Origin of the sequence: Actinoplanes derwentensis (assembly GCF_900104725.1) — a bacterium.
GTDB lineage: Bacteria > Actinomycetota > Actinomycetes > Mycobacteriales > Micromonosporaceae > Actinoplanes > Actinoplanes derwentensis.
This window is the reverse complement of record NZ_LT629758.1, coordinates 4,820,682-4,841,386: the sequence shown is the minus strand read 5'-3', so window position 1 is coordinate 4,841,386 and position 20,705 is coordinate 4,820,682. Positions and strand designations below refer to the sequence as shown.

Annotated in this window: 17 protein-coding genes; 8 read left to right on the top strand and 9 right to left on the bottom strand. The window is 64.6% G+C overall.

Features of this window, described 5'->3' with window-relative positions:
* Positions 1-77 precede the first annotated feature (77 nt).
* The 3 genes from BLU81_RS21525 to BLU81_RS52095 form a co-directional block, all read right to left on the bottom strand.
* On the bottom strand, positions 78-749 hold the full coding sequence (locus BLU81_RS21525) for a BON domain-containing protein (RefSeq protein WP_092546316.1): 672 nt from the start codon (positions 747-749) through the stop codon (positions 78-80).
* A 131-nt stretch (positions 750-880) separates the two neighbouring features.
* A complete protein-coding gene (locus tag BLU81_RS21520) occupies positions 881-1,495 on the bottom strand; it encodes a PRC-barrel domain-containing protein (RefSeq protein ID WP_157751720.1) in 615 nt (204 codons plus the stop codon).
* Positions 1,386-1,895, bottom strand: a complete 510-nt coding sequence (locus BLU81_RS52095) for a cation-translocating P-type ATPase C-terminal domain-containing protein (protein ID WP_197686336.1) — start codon at positions 1,893-1,895, stop codon at positions 1,386-1,388. The genes BLU81_RS21520 and BLU81_RS52095 overlap by 110 nt, the downstream gene beginning before the upstream one ends.
* 696 nt (positions 1,896-2,591) lie before the next feature.
* On the opposite strand from BLU81_RS52095, the gene BLU81_RS21510 reads away from it, so the two are divergent.
* The 6 genes from BLU81_RS21510 (at position 2,592) to BLU81_RS21485 (ending at position 11,352) form a co-directional block, all read left to right on the top strand.
* Positions 2,592-3,452 (top strand): slipin family protein, encoded by an 861-nt coding sequence (locus BLU81_RS21510; protein ID WP_092546314.1) that lies wholly within the window; start codon positions 2,592-2,594, stop codon positions 3,450-3,452.
* A gap of 542 nt (positions 3,453-3,994) precedes the next feature.
* Entirely contained in the window at positions 3,995-4,966 is a 972-nt protein-coding gene (locus tag BLU81_RS21505) for a ricin-type beta-trefoil lectin domain protein (protein ID WP_331717485.1), read from the top strand.
* Positions 4,963-6,570, top strand: coding sequence for a glycoside hydrolase family 27 protein (locus BLU81_RS21500; RefSeq protein WP_092546312.1), 1,608 nt, complete (start codon positions 4,963-4,965; stop codon positions 6,568-6,570). The genes BLU81_RS21505 and BLU81_RS21500 overlap by 4 nt, the downstream gene beginning before the upstream one ends.
* A complete protein-coding gene (locus BLU81_RS21495; protein ID WP_092557426.1) occupies positions 6,570-7,958 on the top strand; it encodes a glycoside hydrolase family 43 protein in 1,389 nt (462 codons plus the stop codon). The genes BLU81_RS21500 and BLU81_RS21495 overlap by 1 nt, the downstream gene beginning before the upstream one ends.
* Entirely contained in the window at positions 7,955-9,973 is a 2,019-nt protein-coding gene (locus BLU81_RS21490; protein ID WP_092546311.1) for a family 43 glycosylhydrolase, read from the top strand. Before BLU81_RS21495 ends, BLU81_RS21490 begins: the two co-directional genes overlap by 4 nt.
* 8 nt (positions 9,974-9,981) lie before the next feature.
* Positions 9,982-11,352 (top strand): non-reducing end alpha-L-arabinofuranosidase family hydrolase, encoded by a 1,371-nt coding sequence (locus BLU81_RS21485; protein WP_092546310.1) that lies wholly within the window; start codon positions 9,982-9,984, stop codon positions 11,350-11,352.
* A gap of 62 nt (positions 11,353-11,414) precedes the next feature.
* Here BLU81_RS21485 and BLU81_RS21480 read toward each other — a convergent pair whose 3' ends face one another.
* Together BLU81_RS21480 and BLU81_RS21475 are read right to left on the bottom strand one after the other, a co-directional pair.
* Positions 11,415-12,086: a GOLPH3/VPS74 family protein gene (locus BLU81_RS21480; RefSeq protein ID WP_092557424.1), complete on the bottom strand. Its 672-nt coding sequence runs from the start codon at positions 12,084-12,086 to the stop codon at positions 11,415-11,417.
* Positions 12,087-12,530: 444 nt separating this feature from the next.
* The gene (locus BLU81_RS21475) at positions 12,531-12,983 is read right to left on the bottom strand and encodes a MarR family winged helix-turn-helix transcriptional regulator (protein ID WP_197686334.1); all 453 of its coding nucleotides are present in this window, start codon (positions 12,981-12,983) and stop codon (positions 12,531-12,533) included.
* A gap of 201 nt (positions 12,984-13,184) precedes the next feature.
* On the opposite strand from BLU81_RS21475, the gene BLU81_RS21470 reads away from it, so the two are divergent.
* Both BLU81_RS21470 and BLU81_RS21465 read left to right on the top strand, forming a co-directional pair.
* Positions 13,185-14,723, top strand: coding sequence for an aldehyde dehydrogenase family protein (locus BLU81_RS21470; RefSeq protein WP_157751719.1), 1,539 nt, complete (start codon positions 13,185-13,187; stop codon positions 14,721-14,723).
* A 105-nt stretch (positions 14,724-14,828) separates the two neighbouring features.
* A complete protein-coding gene (locus BLU81_RS21465) occupies positions 14,829-15,785 on the top strand; it encodes an aldo/keto reductase (RefSeq protein WP_092546307.1) in 957 nt (318 codons plus the stop codon).
* A gap of 6 nt (positions 15,786-15,791) precedes the next feature.
* On the opposite strand, the gene BLU81_RS48485 is transcribed toward BLU81_RS21465, so the two are convergent.
* From BLU81_RS48485 to BLU81_RS48470, 4 genes are all read right to left on the bottom strand, one after another.
* Positions 15,792-15,929 (bottom strand): hypothetical protein, encoded by a 138-nt coding sequence (locus BLU81_RS48485; RefSeq protein WP_157751718.1) that lies wholly within the window; start codon positions 15,927-15,929, stop codon positions 15,792-15,794.
* Between the two features lie 830 nt (positions 15,930-16,759).
* Positions 16,760-17,116, bottom strand: coding sequence for a hypothetical protein (locus BLU81_RS48480; protein ID WP_157751717.1), 357 nt, complete (start codon positions 17,114-17,116; stop codon positions 16,760-16,762).
* Between the two features lie 458 nt (positions 17,117-17,574).
* Positions 17,575-19,188 (bottom strand): hypothetical protein, encoded by a 1,614-nt coding sequence (locus BLU81_RS48475; RefSeq protein WP_157751716.1) that lies wholly within the window; start codon positions 19,186-19,188, stop codon positions 17,575-17,577.
* Between the two features lie 388 nt (positions 19,189-19,576).
* Positions 19,577-19,993: a hypothetical protein gene (locus BLU81_RS48470; protein ID WP_157751715.1), complete on the bottom strand. Its 417-nt coding sequence runs from the start codon at positions 19,991-19,993 to the stop codon at positions 19,577-19,579.
* Positions 19,994-20,705: the final 712 nt, after the last annotated feature.

Below are 20,705 nucleotides of genomic sequence, written 5' to 3'. Positions count from 1 at the left end.
GTGGCAGACGGGGTACCGGGAGCCACACCGCCGGTACCCGCCGAGTGTCACCTCGGCTGGAGCGCCAAGGCTGTCGATCAGCAACCGACCACGAGGTGATTCTTCACGTCGGTCACACCCGGCGTCGCCCACGCGGCATAGCTGGCCTGCCGGAACTCCGTCCAGGACGAAACGCTTCCTCGCAGCTCGATCTCGGTGCCATCGACGACGACCGTGATGTGCCGGCCGTCGAATCGTGCCTTGCGGACCAGCGCCGCAGTGATCTTTGCCTTGGCCTCGATCGGCGTGATCACGGCCTTCGGCTTCAGCGAGATCGTGTTGATCACGCCGCGCACGCCGCGCAGGACTGCCATCGCGTCGCGTGCCGCTTCACGCTGGTACTCCCAAGTGAGGGTGCCGGACAGCGTGATCATGTGGTTGTGGACCCGGGCCTGCACTGCTCCCGCGGGGACGTACACCATCCGATCGAGCGCCTCTGCGGCTTCCCGGGCGATGTCGGAGTCCTCCCGCGGTGCCCACTCGTTCTTCACCTCGATCTCGTCCGCGACCGCGGTCACACCGTGTACGTGCATCACCGCACGGGTCGCCGCCTGTTTCTCCGGGTAGGTCTCGACCTGGCCCGACAGAGTGATCGCACCGTTGTCGACAGAGACCGCGATCCGGTCGGAGTTGACGCTCGGCGTCCACTCCAACTCGTCCACCACCGCCGTCTTCAGTTCATGATCCGTCTTGTGCGTGATCTGCGTCATGATCCCACCCTGTTCCCGATCGGACCGACCACGCAGAGGCTTTGGTCCCGTCCTCCCCGGGCACGTCGTTCCGGGAGACAACCGCGGACCCGTGTTCACGGGTCTCCGGTCCCCGGTCGCATCCCCGTGGCTCAGGGGGTCTGATCGCACTGGTCGGATTCGACCGGCGGGAGGTCTTCGACCTGCTGTCTGGTGATGGCGAGCTGGATGGTGTCGCCGATGTGGGTGACCGCGCCGATCGGGATGGCGACATCCTTGCGGTGGAAAAGGTGTCCTTCGTGGAGGATCACATGGGTCACCTGATGGCTTGCGGCGTCGATCACGATGCCGCGGATGTGGCCGATCTCGCCGTCGGTGGCATGGACCGGGTCGCCGCGGTAGACGACGACGTCGCCGCTCGGCACGGAATCGGTGGTTACCACCTTGCTGTCCCGGTACGCCCCGGCTGCCAACCCCGTGGCAATGTCACTGCCGCCGGCCCGCAGGCCGGTACCACCCAGGCCGCTGAAGTAGGGCCAGGCGGGCGCTTTCCCGGTTCCATGGGACGAGTAGCCGTCGTCATCTGCCACGTAGTGGCTTTCCTCGGCGCGGTCGAGCCTCTCGAACTGCGTGACCGTGCAGCCCAGCAGAAGCTCCCTACCTGTCTTCTGCACGAGACGCAGCGGCACCAGACGTCCGGCCGTATGCTCGTGTCTCGGCTCGATGACCAGGTGCGTGACGGTTCGTGCGACGGGATCGATGACCACCCGGGTCACCGTGCCGCCTACACCGTCGTTGCAGTGGGCCGTCGCGCCGATCGTGAACTGTGTGGTTCGCGTCATCGCGTGTTCCTTTCTCGAAGGTCTGCCTCGGGTTTTGCCGGAATCCGTGGTCCGGCACGCTGCTCGCCGGGGCCGCGACCGGAGTGAAGCGCCGGCCAGCGGTTACCTCTGTCCGCGGGCCCACCTCTCCGCTTCCGATCGCTGTCACGGGGTCTCTCGTTTCGGCGGGACCGGCACGCACCAGCAGCTTGCGGTCGATGACGCCGGTGCGGCGTGGCCGGTGCGGGCGGCCCATCAGGCCCGGTTCGGCGGGTTCGCGGCCCAGCGCAAGCGCGGGCAGTGTCTCGGTGCCGAGGTCGATCGCCGGGATCTGCAATACCGTCAACGGCAGCGGTACCGCACCGCCGGGCAGGGCGAAGATCAGGTCCGGTACGCGACGGCGAGCACACGCAGCCCGTCGGCCGCGTACCGGTCGATGGTGTGTTCACCTCGACACCGGTGGTGTTCTCCGGCGCGGTTGCTGATGCGGTCATGGTCGAGCCTCTTCACCTGCCGTCGCCGACAATGCTGACGTGCCGGCGTCGTCGACGCCCACGACGATGCGATGATCATTTACCGGATCCGGACGGGCCATGTCGAACTCCTGATGTGAGGATCCCGCTCGAAAGAGCGGGCGCGATGGATCGGCGGTCTGCTGCGCGGAGCTTCGAGCGTGGCCACGGATCGATCGGAGAGCAACGCCACCGGCTCAAGGCGGCTGCCGTACTCCTGTGCACGCGTTCGGGACCGGATCGGTGTGCAGGTGTCGGCGGCGGCGGGCTCAACAGCCACCGGGGGCTCGGGCGACGACTCGACCGTACGCGCATCTCGCCGGGGCCGTCGAGCCTGCCGTCCGGCGCCCGGTGCCGGCCGGTGTGAACAGGCGTAGGCTTGAAAGTGTCGCCCTGGACCTCGGTGGCCTGGTGTCTGGCCGCTGCGAGTGTCCCGGCGTTTCTGCGCCCCGCAGTGATCAGGTGCGTTTCTCTAGCGGACTGTTCTCGGGCACGAATATCCGGCTGCGGCCGAAGTCAGGATCTCCACCATGTGGTACCTGTGGCTAGCCCTCATCCTCATGTTGCTTTTCATCGTGGCGTCGCTCGCGGTGAAGGTCGTCAAGCAGTACGAGCAGGGGGTCCTGTTCCGTCTCGGCAAGGTCATCGGGGTTCGCCAGGCCGGCCTCACCGTGATCATCCCGTTCGTCGACGTGTTGAACCGGGTGAGCCTGCGGATCGTCACCATGCCGATCCAATCGCAGGGCATCATCACCCGCGACAATGTCAGCGTCGATGTCTCCGCCGTCGCCTACTACCGGATCGTGGACGCCGAGAAGTCGGTCGTGGCGATCGAGAACGTCGGCGCGGCGATCAACCAGATCGCCCAGACCACCCTGCGCAAGGTCGTCGGGCAGCACACCCTCGACGAGACGCTCTCCGAGACCGACCGGATCAACATCGACATCAAGACGATCCTGGACGTCGCCACCGAGGACTGGGGCGTGCAGGTCACCCTGGTCGAGCTCAAGGACATCCAGCTGCCCGACAGCATGAAACGCGCCATGGCCCGGCAGGCCGAAGCCGAGCGGGAGAAACGCGCGAAGATCATCGCCGCCGAGGGCGAGGCGCTCGCCGCCGACGCGCTGGGATCGGCCGCGGACATCATGATGGCCCACCCGCTCGCGTTGCAGCTCCGCAACCTGCAAACCCTGGTGGAACTCGGCGTCGACAAGAACAGCACCGTCGTGTTCCGGGCCCCGCTGATGAGCACCATCGGCGAACTCGGCACCTTCCTCGCCCGTGAGAACAACGCGGCGGCCGCCGTCGCGCCGCCCACGGCCAGCCGAGACGTCACCCCGGTCGTCAACGGTATGCCGCTGACGACGACAACCCCGTACACGACTGGATGATGCGGAGTAGGTCAGGAGCCTCCGCCCGGCGGGAGGCGAGGAACGCCCGTACCTCACCTCGGTTGTCCATGAACCGAGGCTAGGCGGCTGATCCGTCCTGAAGGGGCCGCTGGTACCCCGTTGCGCCGTGTCTGCCTGCTCGACGCCGCGTGGACAGTGGTGGCGGTCTCGGCAGGTTGCCAACGCATTCCGCAGAAATGCGATGCCGACAATCGACAGGTCGCCCGCGTAACACTTTTCTGGGTACGAAATCTGGCGCGATGTGAGCGCCGGTGAGGGTCAGATAAAGTCCCCCTTGAATGTCTTGAAACATCCTGGCAATCTGCGAAGGCGGAGTGTTAGCGCTCTCATCCCCGGCCTGAATCCGTCCCGGAGCAGGTCTGTGAGCGATAACTAGGCTGCCCGGTTCCCCAGGAGGCTTTGCCATGCCCATTCGAAGACGGCCATTCTCGTCGACCGTACTAATTGCTGCTCTCGCTGTTGCCGGTGTTCTTTTCCAGCCCGTCGCGGCGGCCGCGGAATCCAACGGCGGCACGCGGGTCATGCCGCTCGGCGACTCCATCACCGAAGGCACCCAGGTCCCCGGCGGTTACCGGATCGGGCTCTGGCAGCGCCTGGCGTCCGCCGGGTACCGCGTCGACTTCGCCGGCACCCAGTTCAACGGCCCGGCCAACCTCGGCGACCACGACCACCAGGGCCATCCCGGCTGGCGCATCGACCAGATCGACGCGAACATCGCCGGCTGGCTGCGCACCACCACACCCCGCACCGTGCTGCTGCACATCGGCACCAACGACATCCTGCAGAACTACAACGTGCCCGGCGCGCCGGGCCGGCTCTCCACCCTGATCGACCGGATCACCGGCACCGTTCCGTCCGCGGACGTCTTCGTGGCCACGATCATCCCGCTGGCCAACTCCGGGCAGGAGGCCGCCGCCCGCACCTACAACACGGCCCTGTCCTCGATCGTACGGAGCAAGGGTTCGCGGGTGCATCTGGTCGACATGCACGCCGCCCTCACCGCCGCCGACCTGATCGACGGCGTGCACCCGACCGCCAACGGTTACGACAAGATGGCCGCCACCTGGTACGCCGCACTCCGATCGGTCCCCGGCACCATCGGCGACCCGAACAGCGGAGGCGGCGGTACCTCCCTGGTCGGCGCCGCCTCCGGACGGTGCCTGGACGTCCCCGGCAGCAACACCACCAACGGCACCCAGCCGATCATCTGGGACTGCAGTGGCGCGGGCAACCAGCAGTGGGCCTACGACGGCAACACCCTGCGATCGCTGGGCAAGTGCCTCGACTCGCCGACCGGCGCCACCAGCGGGGCCAAGGCGCAGCTCTGGGATTGCAGCGGAGCCGCCAACCAGCAGTGGAGTCACACCTCTGGTGGCCCGATCCGCAACGCCCAGTCCGGCCTGTGCCTGGAGAGCGGCGGCACGGCGAACGGCTCCACCGTCACCCTCCGGACCTGTACCGGGTCCACCGCACAGAACTGGACGAGACGATGAGAAGAGCACTGGCGATCCTGCTGGCCATCGGGTTGACACTGATCGGCGCACCCGCCGCGCAGGCTTTGGAGAACGGCGTCGCCCGTACCCCTCCGATGGGCTGGAACAGCTGGAACACCTTCGGCTGCAACATCAGCGAGTCACTGATCCGCGGCATGGCCGACGCGATGGTCAGCACCGGCATGCGCGACCGCGGCTACCAGTACGTCGTGGTGGACGACTGCTGGATGAACCCGAACCGTGACTCGTCGGGCAACCTGCAGGGCGACCCGACCCGGTTCCCCAGCGGCATGAAGGCACTCGGTGACTACCTGCACGGCAAGGGCCTGAAGTTCGGCATCTACCAGGCGCCTCTGGACAAGACCTGCGCTCAGTACTTCAACAGCTACCCGGGCGCCACCGGCAGTCAGGGCCACGAGGCCCAGGACGCCCGGCAGTTCGCGGCGTGGGGCGTCGACTTCCTCAAGTACGACTGGTGCTCCCCGACCGGCTCCATCAACGACCAGGTGACCACGTTCGCGAAGATGCGTGACGCGCTCGCCGCCACCGGGCGGCCGATCGTCTACAGCATCAACTCCAACAGCATTCACGCCAAGACCGGCCCGCAGCGCAACTGGGGCGACGTCGCGAACATGTGGCGTTCCACCGAGGACATCAGCGCCGCCTGGGACACCGGGCAGACCAACGGCTACCCGATGGGCGTCAAGAACATCGTCGACGTCACCGTGCCGCTCGCCGGGTACGCCCGGCCCGGCTCGTTCAACGACCCGGACATGATGGAGGTGGGCCGGGCCGGGCTGACCGAGACCGAGCAGCGCAGCCACTTCGCGCTCTGGGCGATCATGGCGTCGCCGCTGATCGCCGGCAACGACCTGCGCTCGATGAGCACGACCACCCGCGACATCCTCACCAACCCGCGGCTCGTCGCGATCAACCAGGACACCCTCGGCCTGCAGGGGACCCAGGTGTCGTACGACGGAACACGCCGCGTGCTGGCCAAGAGGCTGGCCGACGGTGACGTGGCCGTCGCCCTGTTCAACCAGGGCGGATCCACCACGACGGTCTCGACCACGGCCGCGGCGATCGGCAAGTCCGGCAGCTCGTTCACCCTGGTCGACGCCTGGACCGGAGCCACCAGCAGCAGCACCGGAACCATCAGCGCCAGTGTGCCCGCGCACGGCACGACCGTCTTCCGGGTCAGCGGCGGCGGCAACAACCCCACCCCGACCGGTTCCACCCTGGTCAGCGCCGCCTCCGGCCGCTGCCTCGACGTACCGAACAGCAGCACCGCCAACGGCACCCAGCCGGTCGTCTGGGACTGCAACGGCCAGGCCAACCAGCGCTGGACCGTCAGCGGCCAGAGCATCCAGGCACTCGGCAAGTGCCTCGACGCCCCGGCCGGCGCCACCGCCGGAAGCAAGGTCCAGCTCTGGGACTGCAACGGCCAGACCAACCAGCAGTGGACGGTCAACAGCGACGGCACCGTCCGCGGCACGGCCTCCGGTCTCTGCCTGGACGTCGACCGCAACCTGACCGCCAACGGCACGCCGGTCCTGCTGTGGACCTGTACCGCCGCCGCCAACCAGCGATGGAGCCGGGTCTGATGCTGAGAAAGACGTTCACCGGCCTGCTCTGCCTGGCCGTCAGCATGCTGGCCGCGGTGGCTCCGGCCGCCGCACCCGCCCTCGCGGACAACCCGATCGTGCAGACCGTCCACACCGCCGACCCGGCGCCCCTGGTCCACAACGGCCGCGTCTACCTCTACACCGGCCACGACGAGGACGGCTCGACCTGGTTCACCATGAAGGAATGGCGGCTGTACTCGTCGGCCGACATGGTGAACTGGACCGACCACGGCTCACCGATGAGCCTGGCCACCTTCAGCTGGGCCAGCAAGGACGCCTGGGCCGGCCAGGTCATCCAGCGCAACGGCAAGTTCTACTGGTACGTGCCGGTCGTCAACCGCGCCACCGGGCGGATGGCCATCGGCGTCGGCGTGGCCAACAGCCCGACCGGCCCGTTCTCCGACGCGCTCGGCCGGCCCCTGGTGGAGAACGGCGAGATCGACCCGTCCGTCTTCATCGACGATGACGGCCAGGCCTACCTGTACTGGGGCAACCCGAACCTGTGGTACGTGCGGCTGAACAGCGACATGATCAGCTACAGCGGCAGCGCGACGCAGATCCCGCTGACCACCGCCGGGTTCGGCACCCGCACCGGTGACGCCGCCCGGCCCACGCTGTACGAGGAAGGCCCCTGGGTCTACAAACGCAACGGCCTCTACTACAACGTCTTCGCCGCCAAGTGCTGCTCGGAGTTCATCGGGTACTCCACCGCGCCGGGGCCGACCGGGCCGTGGACCTACCGCGGGACCGTCATGCCGACCCAGGGCGGCAGCTTCACCAACCACGCCGGCATCGTCGACTTCAAGGGCGGGTCGTACTTCTTCTACCACAACGGCGCGCTGCCCGGCGGTGGTGGTTTCACCCGCTCGGTGGCCGTGGAGAAGTTCAGCTACAACGCCGACGGCAGCATCCCGCAGATCACCATGACCACCGGTGGCGCACCACAGAACGGCACGCTGAACCCGTACACCCGGCAGGAGGCCGAGACGATCGCCTGGAGTTCCGGCGTCGAGACCGAGCGGGCGAGCGACGGCGGCATGAACGTCGGCTTCCTCGAGAACGGCGACTACCTCAAGGTCAAGGGCGCCGCCTTCGGATCCGGTGCCACCACGTTCTCCGCACGGGTGGCCTCCGCGGCGGCGGGCGGTCGACTCGAAGTGCGACTGGGCGGCCCCACCGGCACGCTCGCCGGCACCTGCACCGTGCCGGGGACCGGCGGCTGGCAGAACTGGACCACGGTCACCTGCCCGGTCAGCGGCGCCACCGGCAACCAGGACCTCTACCTGCGATTCACCGGCGGCAGCGGTTACCTGTTCAACGTCGACTGGTGGCAGTTCACCGGCACCACGGGAATGAGCATCCGATGAGGAGACTGGCCGCGGCCGCCCTGACCGCCGTCCTCGGTGTGGCGTTCGGCCTCACCGCCACCACCCCCGCATCCGCCGCGACGATCGACACCAGCGCCTCCTACGTGCTGGTCAACCGCACCAGCGGCAAAGCCCTCGACCTCTACAACATGGCCACCAACGACGGTGCCCGGATTACCCAGTGGACCCGCAACGACCAGGCCCAGCAGCAGTGGCAGTTCGTCGACTCCGGAAGCGGCTACTACCGGCTCAGGTCCAAGCTCTCCGGCAAGATTCTCGACGTGTCCGGCGCGTCCACCGCCGACGGCGCGGCGGTCGTGCAGTGGGCCGACAACAACGCCGCCAACCAGCAGTTCAGCGTCCAGGACATCGACGGCTACATCCAGCTGATCAACCGCAACAGCGGCAAGGCCGTCGAAGTGCAGGGCGCCTCCACCGCCGACAACGCCAACATCGTCCAGTACGCCGACTGGAACGGCGCCAACCAGCAGTGGCAGCTCGTCAAACTCGGCACCACCACCCCCGGCACCGGCACCTTCACCAACCCCGTGGTGTGGCAGGACTTCGCCGACGGCGACATCATCCGCGTCGGCGACGCCTACTACTACTCCGCGTCGACCATGCACTACTCACCCGGCGCACCGATCCTGCGGTCGTACGACCTGGTCAACTGGGAGTACGCCGGGCACTCGGTGCCCCGGCTGGACTTCGACAATGCCGCCTACGATCTCAGCGGCTCACGCGCCTACGTCAAGGGCATCTGGGCGTCGGCGTTCAATTACCGGCCCAGCAACAGCACCTACTACTGGCTGGGCTGCACCGAGTTCAACCGCACCTATGTCTACACCGCCGCCGCTGTCGACGGAACCTGGTCGAAGAAGGCCCGGATCAACAACTGCTACTACGACGCCGGGCTGATGTTCGACAACGACACCCCCTATGTGGCGTACGGCAACGGCACCATCAGCGTCGCCCAACTGTCCTCGGACCTCACGTCGCAGGTACGGGCGCAGACCGTCTACACCACCCCGTCGAACATCGGAACGCTCGAAGGCGCCCGCATGTACAAGCGCGGCAACTACTACTACATCTGGCTGACCCGCCCCGCCAACGGTCAGTACGTACTGCGTTCGACCAGCCCGTTCGGCCCGTACGAACAACGCCAGGTCCTTCTTGATCTGCCCGGCCCGATCTCCGGTGGGGGAGTGCCGCACCAGGGCGGACTGGTCCAGACACAGGGCGGTGACTGGTGGTACATGGCGTTCACCGACGCCTACCCCGGCGGCCGGGTGCCGACCCTCGCACCGATCACCTGGAGCAACGACTGGCCGGTGCTGACCACCGTCAACGGCCGGTGGGGCGCCTCCTACCCGAAACCGAACATCACCACGACGAAGACCGTGCAGCCGATGGTCGGCCCCGACACGTTCACCCGGCTCGGCCACCGCTGGGAGTGGAACCACAACCCGGACACCAGCAGGTACAGCGTCGGCAACGGGCTGCGACTGTCCACCGCGACCGTCACCAACGACCTGTACAACGCCCGGAACACGCTCACCCACCGCATCCAGGGGCCGTCGTCGACCGCGACCATCGAACTCGACTACTCCCAGATGGCCAACGGCGACCGCTCCGGCTTGGCCATGCTGCGTGACTCGTCGGCCTGGATCGGCGTCCGCAAGGACAACGGCGTCACCCGGGTGTCGATGACCAACGGCCTCACCATGAACTCCGGCTGGGCCACCACCGGCACCGGCAGCGAGGCGGCCGGCGCGAACGTGTCCGGCGGCAAGATCTGGTTGCGGGTCTCCGCGGACATCCGGCCGGGTTCCGGGCGTACCGCCACCTTCTCCTACAGCACCGACGGCAGCACCTTCACCGGGCTGGGCCCGGCGTTCACCCTCAACAACGCCTGGCAGTTCTTCATGGGCTACCGGTTCGGCATCTTCAACTACGCCACCCAGGCCCTGGGCGGCGCGGTCACCGTCAACCGTTTCGACCTGACCACACCGTAGGAGGATCGATGACCAGATCTCGATCGGTTCGAGCCGGCCTGGCGGCGGCGGCCCTGGTGATGGCCTCGGCGGCGGTCGCCGTGGCCCTGCCCGCGGGCGCTGCGGCGGCCGGCTGCTCGGTGAAGTACACCGTGTCGTCGCAGTGGCAGGGCGGCTTCAACGCCGACGTCTCCCTGACCAACCTGGGCGACCCGCTCTCCGGCTGGACTCTGACCTGGGCGTACGGCGCCGGGCAGAAAGCTGTCCAGGGGTGGAACGCCACAGTGAGCCAGAGCGGCACGACGGTGACCGCGGCCAACGTGGCCTACAACGGCTCGGTGCCGACCAACGGCTCGGTGGCGTTCGGCTTCACCGGGTCGTGGACCGGCAGTAACCCCGTCCCGCCAGCCTTCAGCCTCAACGGCGTGGCGTGCACCGGAGCGCCGGTGCCCAGCTCATCGTCGAGTCCGTCACCGTCCACCCCCGGCGGCGCTTGCACGCTGCCGTCGAGTTACCGGTGGTCGTCGAGCGGTGTGCTGGCGAACCCGAAGAACGGCTGGGTGTCGCTGAAGGACTTCACCAGCGTCATGCACAACGGCAAACACCTGGTGTACGCCTCGAAGGTCGCCGGGTCGTCGTACGGCTCGATGAACTTCACCCCGTTCACCAACTGGTCCGACATGGCGGCCACCGGCCAGAACGGGATGAACGAGGGCACCGTGGCGCCCACGCTGTTGTACTTCGCGCCGAAGAACATCTGGGTGCTGGCCTACCAGTGGGGCGCATGGCCGTTCATCTACCGCACCTCCAGTGACCCGACGAATCCCAACGGCTGGTCCGCGCCCCAGCCGCTGTTCACCGGCAGCGTCCCCGACGCGCCCCACGGCCCGATCGACCAGACCCTGATCGCCGACGGGCAGAACATGTACCTGTTCTTCACCGGCGACAACGGCAAGATCTACCGGGCTTCGATGCCGATCGGGAACTTTCCCGGCAACTTCGGCTCCTCCTACACCACGATCATGACCGACACGAGGAACAACCTGTTCGAAGCGCCCGAGGTCTACAAGGTGCAGGGCCAGAACCAGTACCTGATGATCGTCGAGGCGATCGGGGCCACCGGCAGCCGGTACTTCCGGTCGTTCACCGCCACCAGCCTCAACGGCACCTGGACACCGCAGGCCGCGACCGAGAGCAACCCGTTCGCCGGTAAGGCCAACAGCGGCGCGACCTGGACCGACGACATCAGTCACGGCGACCTGGTCCGCACCGACCCGGACCAGACCAAGACCATCGACCCCTGCAACCTGCAACTGCTCTACCAGGGCAAGGACCCGAGCGCTGGCGGTGTCTACGACCAGTTGCCGTGGCGTCCGGGCCTGCTCACCCGGCAACGCTGACCCACCCGCACCAGGGCGGCTCATCACCCGCCCTGGTGCGACCCTCCACACGGGTCGCCGGGTCAGCTTGTCGTCGTGATGACGGTGACCGCGACGACGGCGCTCGAAGTGGCGATCGCGGCAGCCGTCCGGGCCACCGCCGTGTTCACCGCGGAGGCGCCCCAGTTGCCCTGTTCGAGTTCCTTGGCCCGCTTGATCACCGGGGTCGACCAGGCCAGCTGCGGGCGCAGGGCCGGAAGAGCGCCGCTGGCGGAGAGAAGGGCGATCAATGCCGCGGTACGGGTGTCGGGTTCCGCGCCGTCGACGAGCACGGCCCGGATCCGGTCGCGGGTCTCCTGCTCGCGTTGCCCGTCGGCGGCGGGCAGCCGGGTGGTGCGGAACAGGCCGAGCACCTTGCGGCTCTCGCGGCGCACCAGCCCCTGGCCGACGAGCCGGTCGACGACGTCGTTCCACAGGTTCCCGCCGATCTGCAGCAGCAGCGTCTGCACGCCACGGGGTTTCTCGGCGACCTTCTCGTACGCCTGCCGCAGCAGTGGATCCGCCAAGGGTTCCCCTTCGACGGCGATCACCTTCTCCCCGCTGAACCCACCCGCTCCGGTGGTGTCCACCCGGCCGAGCAGCGCCAACTCGACGAGCACCGCGCCACCCAGCGTGTAGGGCAGGGTGCCCGCACCGGCCGGCGTACCCGTCTCGTCATCCATCAACAGCAGCAGCAGATCTTCGACGAGCAGCATCGCCGTCACATCCCCTCGTGTTCACGTGTTCAGCGTCGCGTCCCCAGTATTCTGTCGAGGCCGGCCGGCAAACAGTGACACCACGTCACATGCCGCCGTGACATGACGGCACTGACCGGGCACGCCCCGCCCCGGTGTCCTGAACGACATGTCCGCAACAACCAACAGAAGGCCCTTTCCGCGTACGTTGTCCGCGCTCGCCGCCCTGTCGCTCAAACACCGAGCCCGGCGATACCGTCGAACTCGTCGGCCATGTCCTGCAACGCCGCGCTCACACAGCGGCCACCGGACCGGAATCTTCTTCACAGGCCCGGATCCGGCACACCGTCCAGCCGGCCCAGGCCAGGGCGGGGTTGCCACCGGTGGTGACCGGCGGCAGGGAACGGCGTATCGGTTCGGCTTTGCGGAGGCAGGAAACAGGGGTGAACGCTACGTCTCGTGTTCTCAGCCCTCGTGGAGGGCCGCGGCCGCTTGATCGAGCAGTGTCCGGAGTTGGGTGACCTTCTCGGGGCCGAGTGCTGCGGTGATCTGCCGTTCCACGCCGGCGATCACCGCGTCGGCGGTGCGTAGCGCTTCGCGTCCGGTGTCGGTGAGGTGCAGTTCTTGTACGTGCCGGTGGCGGGGGTGTTGGTGGCGCTCCAGTTGTCCGCGATCGTCCAGGCGCGCAACCAGGGAGGCCACCGCCTGGGGGGTGACGTTGAGTCGGCGGGCCAACTCGGCGCCGGTCAGTCCGGGTTCGGCGTGCAGTGAGATCAGCAGGGTGTAGTGCGCGGTTGCCATGCCCAGCGGGCGTAGCTGTTGCTCCTTCTGCGCCTGTACTGCCAGTTCGGCACGGCGCAGTGCCCAGGTCACCCGGTCCAGCGCGTCGCGGCCCACGGGTTCGTCGTTTTGTGTCACCCGTGAAGCATACGACGGTTCACAACTATCAAATGCTTGACAATGCTTAAGTGATTGATACTGTGTGTCTTGCCTGCGGAACCGGGCCGCGATCGAGCCGGTACTCCCAGTCCGGGTGCAGTCCTTCATTCCGGCGCGGTATCCGCTGCCCTTCACGAGCCGTCATCACCCATGGCGGTAGTAGCAAAGGTGAGAAGACCCATGATCGAAACCCACTCGGCCGTCACTCGCGACGGCGTCATCGGACACGACGGTAGCGAGATCGTCACCATCGATCAGGCCACCGGAGCCGAACTCGCCCAGTACCCGGTGGCGGGCCCGGACGAGGCGGCCGCGGCCGTCGCCGCCAGCCGCTCGGTCCACGGATCCTGGTGGAACCTCGGCTTCGAGGGCCGCGCACAGCGGCTGCGTGCCTGGCAGCGGGAGATCGCCCGGAGCGGTGAAGAAGCGGCCGCTCTCATCCATGCCGAGAACGGCAAGCCCACCGACGACGCCCGCAGCGAGGTGCTCGCCACCCTGCAACACCTCCAGTTCGCCATCGGCAACGCCGAACGCGTCCTGGGCCGCCGGGACCTCCCAGCCGGTCCGATCACCGGCAACCAGCGCGCGTGGGTGGAACATCAGCCCTACGGTGTGGTCGGCGTCATCGGTCCGTGGAACTTCCCGCTGATGACCCCGGGCGCCATCGTCATCAACGCGCTCGCGGCCGGTAACACCGTCATCCTCAAACCCAGCCACGTCACCCCCGGCGTCGGCGAATGGCTGGTCCAGACCTGGCAGCGCTCCGTCTCCGACTTCCCGGCCGTCCTGCAGCACCTCAACGGGTACGGCGCCACCGGACAGGCACTCATCACCGCCGGCCTGGACAAGCTGGCCTTCACCGGCAGCGTCGCCACCGGCAAGACGGTGGCCGCCCAATGCGCGCAGACCCTCACCCCCATGCTGCTCGAACTCGGCGGCAACGACGGCGCCATCGTGGCCGCCGACGCCGACCTGGACGAGGCCGCCGCCCACATCGTGTGGGGTGCCCTGCAGAACACCGGGCACGGATGCATCAGCCTCGAAGTCGCCTACGTCGTCGAAGCCGTCTACGACACCTTCGTTGAGAAGATCAGCGATCTGGCTCGCGGCGTTCGTGTCGGCAGCGATGAGAACGCCCAGATCGGACCTGTTCCGCTGCCCACCCAGATCGGGATCATCCGGGACCACATCCAGGACGCCCTCGCGAATGGCGCGACGGCCGTCGTCGGCGGCCTGGAAACGGTGGCCGGTGGCCGCTATGTCGCCCCGACCATCCTCGTCGACGTGCCCGCCGGCGCTCTTGCGGCGATCGAGGAGACCTTCGGGCCGACCCTGGCCGTCGTCAAGGTCGCCGACACCGAACAGGCCGTCACCCAAGTCAACGACGGCCCGTACGGGCTGGGCAGCGCCGTGTTCAGCCGCCAGCACGGTGAGGCCATCGCCCGTCGCCTGCGCGTCGGCATGACCAGCATCAACGACGCCCTGGTCTTCTCGATGAACCCGGCGCTGCCGTTCGGCGGACGCGGCGACAGCGGCTACGGGCGCAAGCACGGCGACGAGGGACTCCGCGAGTTCGCCTACCCGCACTCGTTCTCCACCAAGACCGGCCCCGCCCGGCTCTCGTCCTCGACCTTCGACCGGCCGGCCGGCGCGATGAAGGCAGCCCTCGCCGCCGCCCGCGACCGCATCCTGGCCGCAGACGACACCCGAACCAACTGATCCACCGGCCGTCCGGGCAGCGGCCGGACCGCTGAGACCCGGTTCGGTCTCTCCTGTCATCCGTACTGGGATGGCGTTGAAGACCAACACGCATGGAGGCACCTGATGAAGACCCGCTCACTCGGATCCGCCGGACCGCTGGTCGGTGCGCTCGGCCTGGGCTGCATGGGCATGTCCACGCCGCCCGGACCGCCCGGCCGAGCCGAGTCTATCGCCACCATCCACGCCGCCCTGGACGCCGGCGTGACCTTGATCGACACCGGCGACTTCTACGGCATGGGCCACAACGAGATGCTGATCGGCGAGGCGTTGCGCACCGCCCCCAGCGAGCTGCGCGACAAAGCGGTGACCTCGGTCAAGTTCGGTGTCCTGCGCGACGCCGACGGCGGATGGGGTGGAAACGACGGACGCCCCGCCGCTGTCCGCAACTTCGCCGCCTATTCGCTGCAACGCCTCGGCGTCGACCACATCGACGTCTACCGGCTCGCCCGCCTCGACCCTGACGTGCCGATCGAGGAAACCGTCGGCGCTGTCGCCGAACTGGTCGAGAAAGGATACGTGCGCCACATCGGCCTGAGCGAGGTCGACGCGGACACCATTCGCCGGGCCGCCGCCACCGCCCCGATCTGTGACGTTCAGATCGAATATTCGCTACTCAGGCGCGGTCTTGAGAAGGCGATCCTGCCGGCCGTCCGCGAACTGGGCATCAGTGTCACAGCCTATCGTGTGCTGTCGCACGGCCTGGTCTCGGGTGGCGCGAGCGCCGGCCGGCCCGCCCAGCGGGACCGGAGCGCGGTTCAATTCCAGGCTTACGATGAACAACGCAGCCGCGGCATCATCGACACCGTTCACAAGATCGCCGGACAACGCGGCGTCAGCGTCGCGCAACTCGCGATCGCCTGGACCCTCTCGCGAGGTCAGGACATCGTTCCCCTGATCGGTGCCCGCACCCGCGAACGGCTCTCGGAGGCGCTCGACGCGCTGACGATCACGCTGGACGCATCCGAGCTCGCCGCGATCGAACGAGCCGCATCCCTCACCGCCGGCGACCGCGAGCACTGACGGCGGCTACGGTCTCGACCATGGCAACGCGGCCCCGGCGCTGACGTCCAGCGCATCCTCGACGTGACCGAGGACGTGCTGCGCCCGCACGGCCCGGCCGAGGCCACCGTGATGGTCCTCGCGCGGGCGCTTGCTGTCAGCCACGCCAGCTTCTACCGGCACCGCCTTACGGCTACCAGCTTGTTGACGCCGGCCCGCACCCGAACAAGGTGTATGAGGGTTGAGGGCGGCGTCGACATCGCCTTTAGGTCGATGCGGGTCTGTCAAGACGACGGCTCTGGCGCAGAAACGGTGGTCGGCGAGGTCGGCCTACGCGGGCAGGATTCGTTGTCGGAGTAGGGCGAAGCCTCAAGGCGGACCTCGAGATCCGCCCGAGCGCCTCCTCCAGCCGGGCGTACAGGTCCACGGTCAGCGCGAGTAGCTGCTCATATGACGGCTGCGGCGAATCGACGGGCACGACCTGCCAACGACTCACCTCGACTCTGCGCCTCTGAAAGATCAACGACTCCTATCCGGTTACCTGAGAAAGCGGCAAGGTCTGACTCTTCGCCCGGCAGCCCACCGTCGACTCCACCAAACGCAAAATGGTGGAAATTCACGCATAACGTGAATTTCCACCAAAGATTGTGTCCGAGGCCCAACACGCTGGTTGGGCACACGGCTATTGCGGTTCGCGAATTAGCCATACGGTGACCTCGCCCGTACTCAGCCTCGGGCGCGGCGTACACGGTGAGTAGCAATGCGGGCGATGCTGGCGCCGACTGTCCCGGCACTAGTAAACGTAGCCAGTTCAACTGTTGCGCCAGCAGCCAAGGACAGCAGCGCCGAAGCTGCATCTGATACGGCATCGCCGACTGCCGAAAACTTTCCCCTCTCCCAGCCGCTCGGCAAACCGCGACAAGCGGTAGCATCACGACTCATGTTCCGCACGCCGCCCATTGGTCAGTGCCCATAAGCCTGGCTTTTCAAATAAACTATACGTTCGAATTTATCTTCGCGTCAGGATTCGGGCCATCCGTCTTTTCCTGAATCGGCAAATCGGAACTTGCATTGCCAGGACGTTCGCGTGCCATCCAGCCGTTAACTACTTCAAGAAGCGAGGCCACTTCAGCTCTGGCGTCGGGATCAGAAACATTAGACAGGAACTCTCGTATCTTCACCGAGGCGTCGTCTACGGCTGTCCGGATATCGTTCGGGTCTGACTTTGGCCGATACCAAATAAGTCGATCGAACGAGCCGTCGGTAAATGAAGACAACTTATCTGGATGAAGGTTCGCCCACCAAAGAGCGGCATTTCCGCTATCCTCGAAAACCTTTGCTAAGAAGTTCAAATCGTCTTGGATTATTAAGTTCCTCGCTAGCTTTTCCCGTCGCTGCCGATCTATCGCTCTCGAAATTTCCAGGCTATCCCTATCGCAAGTCAACCTTCCAAAACCAATCCATTCTAGTCCCATGCTGTCGTCTCGATGCAGGTGACTAATAATAGAGTTCTGATAAGATTGGGCCGCAGGGCAATGGTTCACTGAGAATTTGGCCGATGCCTGTTTAGCCTCATGCCAAAGGGCCGAGCAGACAGTTTCGGATGCACCGATTCCACTAAGGGCAGATTCGCCTGTTGGACGCCACCAAGCATAAAGCGATGCACTAAACTCTGCGCCGGGTATTGAACTGGGAAATCTTGCTTTGATTCGAGCCCTGCTCCATCGCCATGAACGCGGTGGCCGAGGCAGCGAAGACCACCATCGGCGACTTAGAGTTACATCGTTCCGCATCTATATCCTAAAGAAGCCTAGTATTCGAACTTTCGATTGAGCTGGCCCCATATCAACTCTTTTATTAAGTGATTTCTGATGCCGACCTGTTGAGGCGCCTCAGGATTTCCTGGTTCGGGACCGCTAAGAACTTCCATGGCCAATATCTTGTTGAGCGAGTTAGCCAATATCGGTCCGAGGATTCTATCCACAATATTCGGCGCGACAAGCAAATTCTCGCAGAAATTAAGGAATGTTCTCATCGACGATGAGGTGCGTGGATCCTCTGGTTGTAGCTGAACTGTGATTTCCCAGCCAACTTCGAAAAATTCCAGCTCATCTGCACCCACCTCCCCCGTGAGGCATGTTCCCACGAAGGAACGAGATCCCGATGCGAGGGTCAAGAAGGCGGATACTGCCTCCTCCTTTTGAGCTGCAAACATGCTACAGACGGTATCGAATACCGCAGACCTGGTTGACTCATTATCGGCTAGATTTAGGAGCGATATCGCCGCAGCGTGTGTTGCTCTATCGGTGTTTGTGCGAGAAAGGACTCGGCAGATCCGTCTAACCGCTAGGGAAGGTCTTTCTCGGCCGAGGGCGCGACCGCACGATTCTGCGACGAATAATGCAAGTGATTCGGTATTCGAGGCTGCCCACCGTAGGAGACGTTGCCTAACCTTTGCGCCTGCTGCCGGGTCAAGGACTGCATTGTCGACAATAGAGAAAGCAAGCTCCCGAATGCCGGCATTATCCACTATTATTTTTCGAACGAGTTCCATGTATGCGGTGCTATTGTTTCGTGAGGCGGTTTGAACCATAAGCGATGAAACGCGTTCGATGATACCGGGCTGGACTCTGGAGGATGCTAGCTTAAGAAGCCATGACTGAATTGGAGTCTTCATCTGTGGCCATTCAGCCCAAACGAAAGGAATAACTGCCTCATCAAGCTTATGCTTGTTTGCGGATATAGAGAAGCCGTGCGGAGTTTCGACAGCACCCAAAAGTTGTAGGTAACCGGTCCGTCCGGGCCCAGATAGTGGTCCTGGGTTTTCTATAGCTTCCCCAATTTCATCTAAGAGACCATTGCGAGCGTCCATGATCGCGGCCGGCAGCCCGGGGTCAAGGACCGCAGCTGAGATGAGTGCCGCACGATCAGCTTGCTGAGGATGTTCGCTGAACCAGATGGAAAGATGGCTACTCCAGTTCTTGAATTCGTCTAGAACTTCGAGCTTTGCCTTTTCTTTATCATGGCGGCGGAAGTTGAGTGAGATTGCATCAGCTAGCCGCATGGCATCTCCAGGATGCTCAATGCCGCTGAGAATATTGTTGATTCTCTCGTCCATCAGCCAATCATCAACGTCGTTGAGTTGATGCTTGACTATGAGTAGTCTTTTAGCGATTTCTGCGGCTGTTGCCAGCCTCAGTATTGGAGTATTCGACTTGGTGACGAATGAACACTCGGTCCATACGTCTGGTGTTACTAAGACAACAAGGAAAACGCCTTCTTCGCGACCGCGCGGAGCATCCTTAATCAGGTCTTCCCCGAAATCAGTGCTAGGCTTTTCATCTGTACTGTCGGTCAAATCGAGTAGGTAGCTAGTGCCAGGGATTCGAGGCAACTCCCTCGCAAGCAGCTCTTCCCAGCCCATTCGGATCTCATGGATTCCTTCGACTGTTCGCCCAAAATCTAGCTTTTCCTGGCAATCATGCAGAAGGCGAACTCCAAGTGACCGCTTCCCTGAATGACGTGGCGCATTTAGCACTAGAAGGCCGCTATCCCAGAGAGTCGTTCTCAACTCGCTATAGTTGTGGGGATCCGAGTAGGACGGCGATACCGCCTGCTCAAGGTATGAGCTACTGATGCGTCTTGTACGCAAGCGGGAGCTATGAATATTAGTTATTATAGTATCTCGAAGAGATACGATATTGGTGCCGAGATGTTTTGCGTATTGCGTTATTTCCGGTATCGGCGCTTCGGGAACACGAAGTTCGTTAATCGACAGGTCAGCCGTGTTCATCTCGTCTGACATTATCGCCTCAGCGGCGCCCGATATTGGTGTCTCGGCCAGAGTATATGTTTCTTCCTTTGTGGCTTGCCTTCTGGTTTACTACCGTCGTTCCCGGTGCATCTATTCTAGGGTCCTCATCCTTCATCTCTTCCACTATAAGCTGCAACTCAGATAATACTCCGGGATGATCGTCAATCAGATCCTGAAGACGAGTTGTCCAGCTCGCAGCAAGCCTTTCAGAGAATTCCAATCGCTGATCTTCCGATGCCGACGAAAGAGCCGCTTGGTCCCTATCTAGCCGGTCGCCTATCCTATCTTGTCCGGCTTTTGAGAAGAGATCGTTGAATCGTTGACGCGTGGCGTCCCACAGGTCTCCAAGCATGCGGTCCGCTAAGATTTTAGCGGCTCCAGCGCAGAGCGCCATAACGTCGATAGGAATGTCCATACAAGGGCCCCTTAACATTATGAATACCTGGAGGCGGCGTGTCTCAAGCTTGAACGCTGATCTACCCTACAGACCCTAGGGCCGGTCGATGCGACAGAGTTGCGGACAGTCGTGTTTTGGTCACTTTGCGCTATTGATCTATGGAGTGTGTTACTGGAGCCTTTAAGAAAGGGCGCCGGGGCGACTTGAGCCTGCTTGGCCGTAGGTTGCCAGTTGTAGCTGTCGACCTTGCTCGGTGTGTTTGTGAAAATGATCTTTTCCTGCTCACGCAGTTAGAGTGATATTTGGCAAATTGTCCTTGCCTCCTACCTCAATTCGCGGCATTCGGGCATGCGGTGACGCCAAGTAGTGACAAGACGTCCTGGTAGCTGTGGTTCATTAGTTGGCCGAGCTTCGGCGAGCCTTACCAGCAGCCGGTAGTCAGAGCGCCAGTGCCTTGGACAGCCGGTGGCGATGGGCCCCGGCCGTCCGTGACTTGCTCCGGGCGGCTGGGTTGTCACCGAGGCTGAGGATGGGCGATGGATACGGGATCACCACAGTCAGGGTCCGAGCGGTTGGAGAGGTTGAGGCTGGCTGAGTTTGTTGGTACGGCTGAGATTCAGAAGATCATGAAGGTTAGTCGGCAGCGGGTCTACCAACTCACCCGGCGAGGTGGGTTTCCTGAGCCGGCTGCTGTTCTTTCTTCCGGGAAGGTTTGGGTCAAAGCGGAGGT

Excerpts from the sequence above, each read along its gene's own strand:
- BLU81_RS21480 (WP_092557424.1), bottom strand. The coding sequence starts at position 12,086 with ATGCTGCTCGTCGAAGATCTGCTGCTGCTGTTGATGGATGACGAGACG.
- BLU81_RS21510 (WP_092546314.1), top strand. The coding sequence starts at position 2,592 with ATGTGGTACCTGTGGCTAGCCCTCATCCTCATGTTGCTTTTCATCGTG.
- BLU81_RS21490 (WP_092546311.1), top strand. The coding sequence starts at position 7,955 with ATGAGGAGACTGGCCGCGGCCGCCCTGACCGCCGTCCTCGGTGTGGCG.
- BLU81_RS21470 (WP_157751719.1), top strand. The coding sequence starts at position 13,185 with ATGATCGAAACCCACTCGGCCGTCACTCGCGACGGCGTCATCGGACAC.
- BLU81_RS21525 (WP_092546316.1), bottom strand. The coding sequence starts at position 749 with ATGACGCAGATCACGCACAAGACGGATCATGAACTGAAGACGGCGGTG.
- BLU81_RS21500 (WP_092546312.1), top strand. The coding sequence starts at position 4,963 with ATGAGAAGAGCACTGGCGATCCTGCTGGCCATCGGGTTGACACTGATC.
- BLU81_RS48470 (WP_157751715.1), bottom strand. The coding sequence starts at position 19,993 with ATGGACATTCCTATCGACGTTATGGCGCTCTGCGCTGGAGCCGCTAAA.
- BLU81_RS21485 (WP_092546310.1), top strand. The coding sequence starts at position 9,982 with ATGACCAGATCTCGATCGGTTCGAGCCGGCCTGGCGGCGGCGGCCCTG.
- BLU81_RS21465 (WP_092546307.1), top strand. The coding sequence starts at position 14,829 with ATGAAGACCCGCTCACTCGGATCCGCCGGACCGCTGGTCGGTGCGCTC.
- BLU81_RS21505 (WP_331717485.1), top strand. The coding sequence starts at position 3,995 with ATGCCGCTCGGCGACTCCATCACCGAAGGCACCCAGGTCCCCGGCGGT.
- BLU81_RS21495 (WP_092557426.1), top strand. The coding sequence starts at position 6,570 with ATGCTGAGAAAGACGTTCACCGGCCTGCTCTGCCTGGCCGTCAGCATG.
- BLU81_RS48475 (WP_157751716.1), bottom strand. The coding sequence starts at position 19,188 with ATGGGCTGGGAAGAGCTGCTTGCGAGGGAGTTGCCTCGAATCCCTGGC.